The 13072-nt window shown below is 72.5% G+C and carries 12 protein-coding genes and 2 pseudogenes; 6 read left to right on the top strand and 8 right to left on the bottom strand.

What is annotated here, in order from left to right; translation table 11 throughout:
• Nucleotides 1–296 precede the first annotated feature (296 nt).
• On the top strand, nucleotides 297–1010 hold the full coding sequence (locus AC08OT_RS13725; RefSeq protein ID WP_476594461.1) for a metal-dependent hydrolase: 714 nt from the start codon (nucleotides 297–299) through the stop codon (nucleotides 1008–1010).
• 155 nt (nucleotides 1011–1165) lie between these two features.
• On the opposite strand, the gene AC08OT_RS13730 is transcribed toward AC08OT_RS13725, so the two are convergent.
• The gene (locus AC08OT_RS13730; RefSeq protein ID WP_476594460.1) at nucleotides 1166–1579 is read right to left on the bottom strand and encodes a DUF2784 domain-containing protein; all 414 of its coding nucleotides are present in this window, start codon (nucleotides 1577–1579) and stop codon (nucleotides 1166–1168) included.
• 109 nt (nucleotides 1580–1688) lie between these two features.
• Between AC08OT_RS13730 and lipB the strand changes: the two genes are divergently transcribed.
• From lipB to AC08OT_RS13755, 5 genes are all read left to right on the top strand, one after another.
• On the top strand, nucleotides 1689–2498 hold the full coding sequence (gene lipB, locus AC08OT_RS13735; RefSeq protein WP_476602880.1) for a lipoyl(octanoyl) transferase LipB: 810 nt from the start codon (nucleotides 1689–1691) through the stop codon (nucleotides 2496–2498).
• A gap of 256 nt (nucleotides 2499–2754) precedes the next feature.
• Nucleotides 2755–3894, top strand: coding sequence for a serine/threonine-protein kinase (locus AC08OT_RS13740; RefSeq protein ID WP_476602881.1), 1140 nt, complete (start codon nucleotides 2755–2757; stop codon nucleotides 3892–3894).
• On the top strand, nucleotides 3891–4895 hold the full coding sequence (locus AC08OT_RS13745) for a hypothetical protein (protein ID WP_476602882.1): 1005 nt from the start codon (nucleotides 3891–3893) through the stop codon (nucleotides 4893–4895). Before AC08OT_RS13740 ends, AC08OT_RS13745 begins: the two co-directional genes overlap by 4 nt.
• Nucleotides 4858–5493 (top strand): alpha-ketoglutarate-dependent dioxygenase AlkB, encoded by a 636-nt coding sequence (locus AC08OT_RS13750; RefSeq protein ID WP_476594456.1) that lies wholly within the window; start codon nucleotides 4858–4860, stop codon nucleotides 5491–5493. Before AC08OT_RS13745 ends, AC08OT_RS13750 begins: the two co-directional genes overlap by 38 nt.
• Before the next feature lie 166 nt (nucleotides 5494–5659).
• Nucleotides 5660–6049 (top strand): DUF6480 family protein, encoded by a 390-nt coding sequence (locus AC08OT_RS13755; protein WP_462187616.1) that lies wholly within the window; start codon nucleotides 5660–5662, stop codon nucleotides 6047–6049.
• A gap of 144 nt (nucleotides 6050–6193) precedes the next feature.
• Here AC08OT_RS13755 and AC08OT_RS13760 read toward each other — a convergent pair whose 3' ends face one another.
• The 7 genes and pseudogenes from AC08OT_RS13760 to AC08OT_RS13790 form a co-directional block, all read right to left on the bottom strand.
• Entirely contained in the window at nucleotides 6194–6382 is a 189-nt protein-coding gene (locus AC08OT_RS13760; RefSeq protein ID WP_476602883.1) for a DUF2795 domain-containing protein, read from the bottom strand.
• A gap of 253 nt (nucleotides 6383–6635) precedes the next feature.
• Nucleotides 6636–7067, bottom strand: a pseudogene (locus AC08OT_RS13765) (glycosyltransferase family 9 protein); the annotation flags it as partial.
• On the bottom strand, nucleotides 6983–9601 hold the full coding sequence (locus tag AC08OT_RS13770) for a PfkB family carbohydrate kinase (RefSeq protein ID WP_476602884.1): 2619 nt from the start codon (nucleotides 9599–9601) through the stop codon (nucleotides 6983–6985). The gene AC08OT_RS13770 and the pseudogene AC08OT_RS13765, both read right to left, overlap by 85 nt.
• A 102-nt stretch (nucleotides 9602–9703) precedes the next feature.
• On the bottom strand, nucleotides 9704–10945 hold the full coding sequence (locus AC08OT_RS13775; protein WP_476594627.1) for a glycosyltransferase: 1242 nt from the start codon (nucleotides 10943–10945) through the stop codon (nucleotides 9704–9706).
• On the bottom strand, nucleotides 10945–11448 hold the full coding sequence (locus AC08OT_RS13780) for a glycosyltransferase family 9 protein (protein ID WP_476594628.1): 504 nt from the start codon (nucleotides 11446–11448) through the stop codon (nucleotides 10945–10947). The genes AC08OT_RS13775 and AC08OT_RS13780 overlap by 1 nt, the downstream gene beginning before the upstream one ends.
• Before the next feature lie 567 nt (nucleotides 11449–12015).
• Nucleotides 12016–12666, bottom strand: a complete 651-nt coding sequence (locus AC08OT_RS13785) for an HAD-IIIA family hydrolase (RefSeq protein ID WP_476602885.1) — start codon at nucleotides 12664–12666, stop codon at nucleotides 12016–12018.
• Nucleotides 12667–12703: 37 nt separating this feature from the next.
• A pseudogene (locus AC08OT_RS13790) lies at nucleotides 12704–13072 on the bottom strand (hypothetical protein); the annotation flags it as partial.

Consider the following 13072-nt stretch of genomic DNA (forward strand, 5'->3'; position numbering starts at 1 on the left):
CACAGCGCACGAGGTCCTGCTGTTCACCGATCTGGCTAATCCGACCAGCAACGGCGTGTATCAGCAGCTTGGCTTCGAGCCTGTTGGAGACCGCGTAGCGCTGCTCTTCGCGTCAGCACCCGCGCCTGCGAGCTGACCGGAACATCAAACTCGCGGACGACCGGTCTGACGAGCTGGATCGATGACCACACGCGGGGCCTGCTTGCCATGGGACAGCCGAACGTCGCTCGGCGCGCGGCGGCTGGATCGGCTGGATACAGTCTGACGGTGCTGATCATTCAGGTTGAGCTGCCATGATGGGGCGGACCCACGCCCTGAGCGGGGCGGTGGTCTGGCTGGCCGCCGCACCCCTGCTGTCCCGGGAGCAGTGGTTGGGCTCGCACGCGGTGTCCTTGTCCTCGTCCCAGGTGATCGCCGGCGCGGTGGTGTCCGCGGGCGCGGCGCTTCTGCCCGACATCGACCATCCCAACGGTCGGATCGCCAACACCTTCGGGCCGGTCACCCGGGTTATGTGCAGGTGGATCAGCAGGGCCGCCGGTGGCCACCGGCACGCCACCCACTCGATCCTCTTCGCGCTCGGCATGGGTGTGGTCATGGGCCTGCTGGCCGCCCGTTTCGAGTACGGATGCTGGGCCGCGCTGTTCGTCCTCGTGGGCTTCGGGCTACGTGGGCTCGGCCTGGACTTCGAGAAGCACGAGCACTGGTCGTCCGTCATGGACTGCGTGACCGCCGGGGTCGCTGTCTTTCTCATGCACGGCATCGACATGAGCTTCGCCGGCTACGCGGTCACCCTGGGCTGTCTCGCCCACCTGGCCGGGGACTGCCTGACCCCGCGCGGCTGCCCTCTTCTCTGGCCGGTCACCTGGCGGATGGAGACAGTCCTGGTTCCCCGGACGGACGGCAGGATCGAACACTGGGTTGTCGTTCCGCTTCTCGCGGTTGCCGCGGTAATTCTGACCGTGCGAGTCGTGACGGGCGACGCCGTGTCCCACTGGCTCACCGCCGGTTGAGACACCCGGTCCAGCACCCGCTGGGCGGCGCCGGCGTAGGTGGTGTGCCCGTTGGGGTATTCGGGGTGTGCCGGTGGCGGCGTCGTAGCGCTGTGGCGTCGTAGCGCTGTGACGTCGTAGCCGGCCTCGGCCTACCCCACCGCCGGTCATCACGGTCATCGCTGGCCGGGGTCGGATGATGCCGGATCCGGTCCGGTGCCCACCGTCGGTCGGGACCGTCGTCGGTGCAGGTCCAGGCAGACGCGCACGTAGGCAACGACCACGATCAGCGCGGCCAGCGAGCGGACGAGCCAGGTGAGATCGTCCGGGTAGAGGACGCCCGCAAGGTAATGATCGATGAAACCGCCCTGGTAGGCCGGTTGACCATCAAGCCGTCGCAGATACTTCTCCAACGGGGTCAGCGGACAGGTGAACCCGATCGTGATGATTGTTACGCCCCAGATGATGGCGGGCACATGCAGCCAGAGCAGCCAGCGCCGCCGCCGGACCAGCAGCCCACCGAAGATGATGAACGCGATCCCGAGCAGGTGGGCCACCACGACGAGGTCGGCGACAATGTCGTACGTCATTGCTGCTCCCTGTGCGCTACGGTACGCCGACCGCGCGGGATCATCCCGGCCCGGACCGCCGGAACCCGGGCACACGGTGGACCGGGCATACGGTGGAGAGGTGAATGCCGTGAACCCCGTGAATGCTATCGACCGAGTGGATGTCGTCGACGGGGTGGACGCCGTGGACGCCGTGGACGGCGGCCCGGTCCCGGTGACCTGGCCTGAGACCCTGCTGCGCCTCGACGAGGATCTCGTCGACTACGAGGTTGCCATGGCGCGGATGCGGGTGATGGTGCGGGAACGGATCGACGGCGTGCGGCTGGACACGCTGTGGTTCCTGTCGCATCCGCCGGTCTACACCGTCGGCAAGCGGACCCCGCCCGAGCACCGCCCGCTCGCGGGGCTGGGCATCCCGGTTCACGAGACCAACCGGGGTGGGCTGCTGACGTACCACGCCCCCGGCCAGCTGGTGGGCTACGTGATGTGTCATATCGGCGCAATGAACGCGGTGGTGCCGTTCCTGCGGCTGTTGGAGGCCCGGTTGGTGGATACGGTCGAGGCGCTCGGCATTCCGGCCGAGCGGCGGGACACCCCGCCCGGGTCCGTCGAGCTCACGGGCGTCTGGACCCGCCGGACCAACCGGAAGATCGCGTCCATCGGCCTGCGGTGCACGCGCAAGGTGACCAGCCACGGATTCGCGCTCAACGTCGACTGCGACATGCGGCCATGGGCCTGGGCAACGCCCTGCGGCATGCCCGAGGTGGAGATGACCTCCGTGCAGCGGGAGCTGACCGACGCGGGGCGCGCCGTCCCGAGCATGGCCGAGGTCCGCGAGATCGCCGCCGAGATGCTCGGCGCACGCAACGTCCCGCACCCCCCGGCGCCGAACCTGAGCTCGGGGAACCTGGGTACGGGGACCCGAGCCGGCCGAACCTGAGTTCGGGGGACCTGGGTTCGGGGGACCTGGGTACGGTCGGTGGCCCCTGGACCGTTACTTCCTCCCCTGAATTCGGCGGTCCCACGACGAGTGCGCGATCGGCGGCCTGGTAAGTCGGGATCAGGCCGACCGGGCCGACCGGGCCGGCGGGGAGACATCCACGGAACCCTCACTAAAGTAGCCGTCCAGAGAAGTTGCCCGATGAACGGGCACGGACGGCATGAACGGGCACGGGCGGGGAAGATCGGGGAGGACCGTGGTAGGCCATGCGGGACTGGTCGTCGCCGGCCGTTACCGACTCCAGGATCGCCTCGGGGCTGGCGGGATGGGGGCCGTCTGGCGGGCGACCGACCAGATGCTGCGGGTCGACGTCGCGCTCAAGGAAGTCTCGATCCCCGTCGACTCGACGCCGGGGGAGTGGACCGAACGGATCGCCCGCGCACGGCGGGAAGGGATGAACGCCGCCCGCCTTCGGGGTCATCCCGGGATCGTCAGCGTCCATGACGTGGTCGAGGACGGCGGGCTGCCGTGGATCGTCATGGACCTCATCATCCCGGCTCGGTCGGTAGCGGACCGGCTGCGGGGATCGGGCGGGCTACGGCCGGATGAGACGGCGTCGATCGGAGCCGCGGTCGCCGATGCCCTCGCCTTCGCCCACGTGAAGGGCGTCGTTCATCGCGACATCAAACCGGGCAACATCCTGCTGGCGGAGAATGGCCGGGCACTCGTCACCGACTTCGGTATCGCCGCGCACAACGACGACAGTCGGATGACCGCAGCCGGAGTGGTCGGCACCATCGCCTATGTCGCTCCCGAACGGCTCGGCGGTCAGCCCGCGGACGGACGTAGTGACGTGTTCTCCCTGGGAGTCACCCTCTACCAGATGGTGGAGGGGAGGTTACCGTTCCAGGCCGACACGACCGCCGGGCTGCTCAGCGCGATCCTGTTCGAACCGCCGCGCCCGACCGTGCTCGCCGGTCGGCTCCAGCCGGTGCTGGAGGCGATGCTCGAGAAGGACCCGGCAGTCCGGCTGGATGCCGCGGCTGCCGCGCGCGCCCTCGCCTCCCTCGCGGCCGGGGACCGGCATCACCGGTGCTGGTACCGCCACAGGTGCCAGCACCGGTATCGCCATCGGCACCACCGCTGCCACCGGCACCACCGCCGGCACAGGCACCGACACCGCTGTTGCCACAGGCACCGACACCGCTGTTGCCACAGGCACCGACACCGCTGTTGCCGCGGGTACCTACGGTCTCGCGACCGGCAACGGCCCTGCTGCCGCCCGTCGGCGAGCCGGAGGCAGGCGGTTCGCGGTGGCCCGACTCCGGGATGCCTGGGACGCCCGGGGCGCCTGGCCGCCTCTCGGGACGGGTGTGGCTCGTGGCCGGGACGTTGACAGCCGTCCTCGCGATCCTGGCCGGGGTGTTCCTCGCCCGCGGTGGTGTCGGCACCCATCCGGGCGACGGGTCCCTGACCGGCACCGCGTCCTCGACGGTGGCCGCGACCGGACCGGAAGACGGCGTCCCGAAGGTATCGCCGTCCGCGGCCGCGAGCGGTGCGGGGAGCGGGGCCGGGACCAGTGCGGGGACCGGGGCGCGAACGAGCTCGGCCACCGCAGCCGGCTTCCCCCGACTGTCCCAGGAGCTCACCGTCGTGCCCTCCTTCTCCGCCGCCGCGCCCGGGGTGTCGCAGTACAGCGCCGACTATTACGCAACTCTCACCAGAAGCCGGCAGGACGGCTTCCTGCTGCGGGTCGGATTCGACGCGACCGGCCGTAGCGACCTGCGGGATCCGCGGACATCCTGCGTGCTGGTCTCGTCGGGTTCTCGCGAGTTCCGGCTGTTTCCCGTCCAGGCCGAGGTGCCGGTGAGCTCCTCCGGACGGTATTCCGGAACACTGACGTTCTCGCTCGCGCTGCCGGGAAGCTACCGTTTCCGCTACTCGTGCCAGGCGGACTACTCGCCTGCGCTCCTCGGCACGGTGACGATGCCGTCGGTGGCGGTGAGCGTTTATGACGACAACTACTTCGTGAATGTGCTGGAGGTGCGCGTCGGAGCCGGTCGGACGGTCGTGTTGTTCGCCGCCGCGGGAGCGGCGGATCTCCGGGTGCCGGCTACGTCGTGCCTTCGGTCGGAAGGCGGGATCCGTAGGCCTGTCGTGGAGCTGAAGACCTCGCGGAAGTCGCTGACGGGGGCGACGTACATCGGAACGATGCGATTCGAGGGGACCCCGCCGGCTACCTTCGTCTATTCCTCGTCTATTCCTGCTCCGATTATTCGCCTGTCAACCTGTGACGGCGGTCGGGTCGGCAGGCCTGTCGCAGACCCGTCTTCGAACGTGTGTTTGATAATGTCGAAGCATGGAGATCGCGGCGTTCCAGGCCTCGTTGCTCGATGACGCCCCGGCGGTCGAGGTCGGTCCACTCGGGACGTCCGTCCAGCGAGTCGGGCTAGCGCGGGGCGCGTGGGTCGATGTGCGGCCCCGCTGGATCGTTGGAGCCGACGTGCTCTTCGAGCGGCTGCGCGATCGTGTCCCCTGGCGGGCGGAGCAACGGACGATGTACGACAGGGTCGTCGACATTCCCCGGCTGCTCGCCTTCTACGACGAGCGTGCGTCGCTGCCCGACCCGGCGCTCGACGCGGCGAAGCGGGTCCTCGACGAGCACTATGCGGCCGAGCTGGGCGAGGGCTTCGCCACCGCCGGGCTGTGCCTGTATCGCGACGGGCGTGACAGTGTGGCCTGGCATGGCGATCGCGTCGGGCCGGGTGGTGTCCGCGATACCATGGTCGCGATCGCCGTCTTAGGTGCTCCGCGGGCGTTGCTGCTGCGGCCTCGGGGCGGGGGCGGTCCGACGATCCGGCACGACCTGGGTCACGGCGACCTGCTCGTGATGGGAGGCAGCTGCCAGCGCACGTGGGACCATGCCGTGCCCAAGACGGCGCGGCCGGTGGGGCCGCGGATCAGTGTTCAGTTCCGCCCGCGCGGCGTGCGCTGAGCCGTTGCCCCTCAGCGAGCGGAAAGCCACGGAATATCCGGCCTCGGACCACCACCACCCGCCGGCAGGTCGCCTCCCACCATCGGATCCCGGGCGGAGTGGGGCAGGGCGGGGCAAGGCGGGGTGGGCCGGTGGACAGCGAATCGGGTGGGGTAGGAGGGTGCGGGTGGGGCATGCCGTTGTCATGGCGCCCACCGATCCCCGTTCCCGCCACCCGCAGCCCGGACCGGCCCATGCCGCCCGACCCCGTTCCGGCCATCTCCGGTCGGGTGGTCCGGCGGGCGGTCCGGGCCCGGCGCCGCCGGGATCCGCCCGCTCGTCCATCGATCCCGACCCCGCGGTCGCCACCGGTCTTGAATCCGGTGGCGGGGTGCCCCCAGGGGAGACGCCGCCCGGCGAGGACTCCATGGCTGGGGCGGTCAGCGGCGATCAGCCCAACGCCGGACCGGGCCCGCCCAATCGGACCCCGATGGCCATCACTCTGATCGCTGTCGGCGTCGTCGTCCCGCTTGTCGCCGCGTTCCTCATCGCGGAGGCAATCATGGGTGCGGGTTGAGCGAATGGCCCGGCGGCCGGCCCGGCAGGTCGTGCCATGCCATGCCGACGGGTCGTGTCGATCGCGGCCGCCTGGCCGTAGGGTCCTGGCCACAGGATCCGGGGATGGGGACCCGATGTGCCATCTGATGTGCCGGGGCGGACGTCAGGACTGGCCGCCGAGTTCCTTCGAGACGGCGTTCGGCCCGTTGTACTGACGGTCCGGTATGTGTTCGAGGGCCTGGATGATGGACTCGTCCGCCCCGTTCTCCTTCGCCTTTTTCATGATTGTCGCGCGATCGGCCGGATAGTCGATTCCCTTGAGATACTTCTGCGCTTCGATGGCGGTAGTCATGCAGCGAGGATTGACCCCTCGGCCGCGGTCCAAACCCCGCGCCGAGACCCCCGGACCCGCAGAACCTCCGTACTGAGTCGACGGCGTCGAGCACATCGGCCGGGGTGAGGGTGAGCAGGCCCGGATCGGGGGCTGCGGAGAATGGATCGCCGCGACGGCCCGCCCACAGGGCACGATGGCGCGGGCGGTCCGGCGGGGGCCCCCACGCGGCCGGTGAGACCGGCCCGAACAGCAGCACCGACGGGATGCCGTAGGCCGTGGCCAGGTGTCCCACCCCGGTGTCGGTGGCCACGACGAGCCGGGCGTCGGCGACGAGGGCACACAGCCCGAGCAGGTCGGTGTCGCCGGCGAGGACGGCAGCGGCGGGGAGCCCCGCGCGACGGGCCACCTCGGTGGCGAGGGCGGCCTCCGGGCGGCTGCCGGTCACGACCACCCGGTGACCACGCCCGGCCAGGCCCCGGGCCACGCTCACCCACCGGTCGACCGGCCAGCGGCGGGCAGGGGCGGCCCCGCCCGGATGGACCAGCGTGACGCCGATGAGCGGGGCAGCCTGGTCGGACTGGTCGGGTCCGGGGGTCTGGTCGGGTCGGTCGAGCCGGCTTAGTTGGCTTGGCCGGTGGGATGGGGCGGGTCGGTCCAGAGCCAGGTCCCTCGGGTCGCAGGGCACCCCGTAGGCGGCGAGCATCCGGCACCAGCGGACCACCTCGTGCTCCTCGGCCTGCTCCTCGGCGCCCGCGGGCGCTTCATCGGGACCGGGCTCGTCCCAGCGGGGGCCTGCGGGCAGGTCGAAGGCCCACAGTCGGCGGGGGTCCGCGGCGCGCAGGGTCGCGGTGGACTCCGGTCCGCGGCCGTGCAGGTTGACGGCCAGGCCGGGCCGGTCGAGCAGGTCGGGTCGCTCGAGCAGGTCGGGTCGGTCGGGTCGGTCGGGTGGTACCGGTCCCAGCGGCGCCGTGTCGAGTACGCCGTTGACCGCGCCGGACAGCAGTGCCAGCGGTTCGAGCCAGCGCGGCGCCGCCAGGACGATGCGCGCCGCCGGCAGGTGCCGCCACGGCGTACCGCCTCTCTGATCATCTTTGTGGTGGAACGGCCTTCGAGATAGGGCAGGACGACTGCCTGCCCCTGCCAGGACGCGACGACGGCGGCCTCCGGCAGGTCGGCGACCGCGTAGTCACCGCCCTTCGCGAACACGTCCGGGCGTAGCTCCCCGAGCAGCCGGGCGGGGGTGTCGTCGTCGAACACCGCCACGGCGTCCGCGCTGCCCAGACCCAGCAGCACGGCGGCCCGGTCGGCCTGGCTCATCAGCGGCCGGTCCGGGCCCTTGAGCCGCCGGACCGAGGCATCGCTGTTCAGGCAGACGACGAGACAGTCGCCGAGCCGGCGGGCGGCGGCGAGGACGGAGACGTGGCCGGCGTGCAGCAGGTCGAAGCATCCGCCGGTGGTCACGACCACGCCGCCGCGGGCTCGGGTACGGTGCACCACGTCGAGGGCGGTCGTCGCGTCGAGGGCGGTCGTCAGATCGTGACCGCCCCCGCCCCTGGCTCCGTTCCCGCCCCGGCCCGCGTCTCCGCCCCGGCCTCCATCTCCGTCGCGAGTCCCGCCTTCGTCCCCGCCTCCGTCTTTCCGGGCGAGCGTCGAGACCCCGCCGGCGGCGAGGAAGTCGCTGGCGGCGCGGGTCGCGGCGACGACGGTTTCCGACGGCAGCGCACCCGCGCCCAGCAGCGCCGTGGCGGTCGCGGCGAAGCGGTCGCCGGCGCCGCAGGGATCCGCGGCGACCGGCGTCGCCGGTGCGATCAGCGGGGGCGTGTCCGAGGCGCCGACCAGCAGGGCATCGCGTTCGCCGAGGGTGATCGCGACGCCGGCGGCACCCCAGTGGGCCACGAGCCGGCGGCCGCGGTCCGTAGCCTCGGCGATGGGGTCCCGGCGCACCGTGGCGTTGCGGGTGAACCACCGCGCCTCGGCCAGGTTCGGCGTGACGAGCGTGGCGCCGCGCGGGGGCACGTCACCCCGCGGGTGCGGATCCCAGACGAGTGGAACCCGCCGCGCCCGGCCGGCGAGCGCCGCGGTGACCCGGCGATGCCGCGTGAGCCCGCGACCGTAGTCGGCGACGAGGATCGCCCGGGCCGCGGCGAGCGCCCGCCGGCCCGCCTCGGGAAGCGTGTCGCGCACCGCGCCACCGGTCCCGCGATTGTCACCGGTCCCGCGATCGAGACGCAGCAGGGTGCTGGTGCCGGTCCGCATCCGGATTTTCTGCGGTGTCGGGCCGTCGAGCCCGAGGTCGACGACGGTGACGCCGGCGTCGGCGAGCAACGCGGCGAGGCGTCGCCCGCCCTCGTCGTCAGCCAGGGCGGTGACGAGGACGACGTCGTGACCGTCGCGGGCGGCGAGCAGGGCGGCGAGGCCCGCGCCGCCCGGCCGGGCCAGGTCGTCGGTCTGGTCGAGCACGGGCACCGGCGCATCGGGGGCCAGCCGTTCGACCCGGCCGACGAGGTCGCGGTCCAGCAGCGTGTCTCCGACGACGACCAGCGGCCGCCGCGGGGACGGTGGGGCAGCGCATTCCGGTGGGGCAGCGCATTGCGGTGTGGACGCGGACGAGGCGGCGGATCGCGGCAGGGTCTCCCGGGTCGGCGCGACGCCCAGCGCGACGTCACAGGCCGCGCAGAGAACGTGCACGGCGACCAGGTGGGTCTCCTGCACGGTCGCGCTCGACGGTTCGCTTTCGCGCGGTTCGTTCTCGCGCGGTTCGCTCTCGCCTGCGCGCCCGGTCGCCACGATCTCGTCGCAGGCGGCCGCCAGTGGGCTGTCGGCCCGGCCGACCAGCGCCCACGTTGTCAGGCCCAGCTCCCGGGCCGCGTGCAGCAGATTGGCGCTGCGGCCCGAGGTGGACAGCAGCATCAGGACGTCGCCGGGCCGGCCGTGGGCGCGCACCTGGCGGGCGAACACGTCGTCGTAGCCGAAGTCGTTGCCGATCGCGGTCAGCGAGGAGGTGTCAGCGTGCAGCGGGATGGCCGACATCGGGGCCCGGTCGTCGCGGAACCGGCCGACCAGCTCCGCGGTCAGATGCTGGGCCTCGGCGGCGGATCCGCCGTTGCCGGCGGCGAGCAGCCGGCCGCCCGCGGCCAGGACCTCGGCCAGCCGGGTCCCCCAGGCGGCGAGCCGGTCGACGTCGAGTCCGTCCAGCGCCAGCTGCAACGCGGCGACGTGGCCGCGCCCGGACGGCATCGGCCGGCATGCCGCCGGTCCCGGTGTCAGTCCCGGTGTCAGTCCCGGTGTCGGTCCCGGTGTCGGTGCCGGTGTCGGTGCCGGTGCCGGTCGGTCCATGGGTCAGACCCCCGCCGGGAGATAGGGACGGCCGAAGCGGGACGTGCCGTGGCGGGTCAACCGCTGGTAGCTGCCCAGGGTCAGCGTGGCCACCCGGTCCCAGGAAAACAGGGCGCGGGCGCGCCGGGGGCCCTGCTCGCCGAGTTCCCGCCGCCACGCAGGGTCGCCCATCAGCTCGGCAAGGGCCTCAACGATCCGTTCCGGGGACCGTGGTGGCACGTGCAGGCCGGTCTTGCCGTCCACGACCGTGTCGACGAGACCGCCGACGGCCGAGGCGACAACGGGCACGCCGCAGGCCATCGCCTCCAGTGGGACGATGCCGAACGGTTCGTACCAGGGCACGCAGGTGACGACATCGGCGGAGCGGTAGAGGGCGGGCAGTTCGTCGTGGTCGACGCGCCCGATGAAGCTCGTCCGGTCGGCGACGCCCAGCTCGACCGACAGTCGACGCAGCCGGTCCACCTCCGGGTCGGTGTCGAGGTGCGCCGGATCGGGACCACCCGCGACGACGAGGTCGGCCGCCGGCAGATGGGGCAGCGTGCTGATGACGTTGCCGACCCCTTTGCGTTCCACCAGACGACCGACGAACAGCAGCCGGACGCGGTCGCCGTGCCGCGGCCGGGCCCATCCGTGCGGGGTGAACCGGGACAGGTCCACCCCGCAGGGCACCACGCTGACCCGCCCGCGCGGCGTCCCCAGCCGGACCAGCTCGAACACCTCGTCCGTGCAGGTGGCGAGGAGCTGGTCGACGTCGCCGACGAGCCGCTGTTCGATGGCGACGCGTTCCGGTGGCGAGGTGTCCTTGCGGCCCTGGTGGCGGCGTTTCACCACGCCCAGGGCGTGCATCGTGAGCACCACCGGGATGCCCAGCGGCCGGGCGGCCCGCAGCGCGGCGAGCCCGGACATCCAGAAGTGCGCGTGGACGACGTCGGGACGGCACCGTCGCCACTGCTCGTGCAGGTCGGCGGCGAAGTCGTCCATGTAGGGGAGAAGTTCGTCTTTAGGAACGAATCTGGCGGGACCGGCACGCACATGGTCCACCTGGACGCCTTCCCCGCGCCTGACGCGGCGCGGCAGGTCGGGGTCGTCCCGGCGGGTGTGCACGATGACGTCGACCTGCCGGCGGGCCAGGGCATCGGCCAGCGAGGCGACGTGGATGTTCTGCCCGCCCGCGTCGACACCGCCGAGTGTCGCGAGCGGGCTGGCATGCTCGGAAACCATCGAGACCTTCGTCGGGACCTTCATCAAGGGGCCTCCAGGACCTCCTGCCGGGCGGGGGGAACGGTGACGACGGGGAAGGCGAGAACCGTCTCCAAGGCGTCGACGACCTCGTCGGGTTCGACGGTGTTCAGACAGGGATGGCCGGGCACCGGGCAGTCCCGGGCCCGGCATCCGGCGCAGCCGATCGCCTGGTCGCCGAGCAGGACGTGCCGGGAGGTGTAGGGCCGCCACCGTTCGGCCGGCACCGTCGGGGCGAACAGGGAGACGATCGGGGTGCCGACCGCGGCGGCGAGATGCGCGGGGCCGGTGTTGCCGACGACCACCGCGCCGGCCCGCTCCAGGACGCCGGCGAGGCCCGCCAAGTCCGTGCGCCCGCCGAGGTCATGCACGCCGGGCAGGCGGCCGGCCGCGGTGGCGGTGAGCCCCACCTCGTCGGGTCCACCGGTCACGACGACCCGGTGTCCCCGGCCAGCCAGCCGGCGCACCACCACCGTGAACCGCGGCGGGTTCCAGCGTCGGGCGGCCACCGAGGCGCCCGGATGCAGGACGACGTACGGCTCCGGGCCGATCAGGGGGGTCGGGTCCGGCAGCGGCCGGCGGACCGCGAGCAGCCCGTCGTCCTCGTCCGGTAGCCGGTAGCCGGTAGCCGAGCGCCGCCGCGGTCGACAGGGCTCTGGTGACCTCGTGTAGCCCTGTCTCGGGCAGGTGGTGGCGGACGTCGAGCAGCGTGCCGGGGTAGTCCTCGCTCACGGCGGCGATCCGCCCGACGCCGGCCATCCGCAGCAGCAGGGCCAGCGGCAGCGGATTCTGGTGGAACGAGGTGAGGATCAGCGCGTCGTCGAGGCGACCGGCGGCCAGCCGGTCGACGAGGCCGTCGACGTCGTCGCGGCGCACCGGTGGCGGGCTCGCGTCGATCCAGGGGCAGTGCCAGACGACAACCTCGTCCACTCCGGGCAGCAGCTCGGCAGCCGTCCGCCCGCGGGGGCCTACGAGCAGGGTCACGTGCGCCGCGGTCGCGGCCACCGCGAGGATCGCTGGACCGGACAGCAGGACGTCGCCGTCGCTGTCGAGGCGCGCGACGAGCACCCGGGCGGTCATCGCCGCACCGCCCCCGCCGCTCCTCCCGTTCCCCCTGCCGTTCCCGCCGGTCCCCCCGTTCCCGCCGCTTCGAGGAGGAGGTCGACGGCGCCGAGCAGATCGGCGGCGACCTCGTCCGCGCGGGTGACCGGCGTCGGCACCAGCACGCCCCGGGCGCCGGCCGCCGCGGCGGCGGCCATGTCCGCGCCGATATCGTCGATGAACGCGCAGTTCCGCGGCGCCACGCCGAGTGCGGCGGCCGCGGCGAGGAGCAGCGCCGGGGCAGGCTTGCGGCACGGACAGCCCGCGTCCGGCGCATGGGGGCACACGAACACCGGCCCCAGACCGCCCAGCAGACCGCCCAGCAGATCGTCGAGCCGCCGGTTGACGGCATGGACGTCGTCGAGGGCGAGCAGACCGCGCCCGACGCCGCTCTGGTTGGACACCACGGCGGTCGGGATGCCGGCCCGCCGCAGGCGCCGCAGGGCCGCCGCCGCCGTCGATACGGGGACGACCCGTCCGGGATCGCCGTTGTAGGGGATGTCGATGCACAACGTCCCGTCCCGGTCGAACAGCACCGCTTTCGGCAGGGTCCGGCGCCCGGCGGCCGCGTGCGTGTCCGCGCTCAGGGGGGAAGCGCCGTCGACGGCGCGGATCTGTTCAGCCACGAGACGAGGGCTGCCCCGAGGAGCGCGGAGAAAACTACTACTCTGGGTAACAGGGAGGATGGCAGGGACTGGATGATCGGGTTCTTCTTCCCGGTGGCGGGGGCCGAAGATCTACCGTCCGGGCCGATGCCCGACCCGGCGTTCGGGCCGAAACCGCCTCGCCCACGACGGCGGTCGTGAGGTCCCTCATGCAGGCCGGACCGTTGGCCGAGAGCGGGCATCGCGCCGTCCACCAGCAGTCCTGTTCGGTGATGGACAGCGGTCGTCGGACCGGGCAGTCTGGCAGTCCCTGCAGGTCCATCCCGCCCGGATCGCCGCCTTGCCGGGACGCCGCGATGCCGTAGCGGGCGGCCGGGCTCGGGCCGAACAGCGCCACCGTGCGGGCGCCGACGGCAGCGGCCAGGCG

The sequence above is a fragment of the Frankia sp. CgJB1 genome (genome assembly GCF_977947065.1).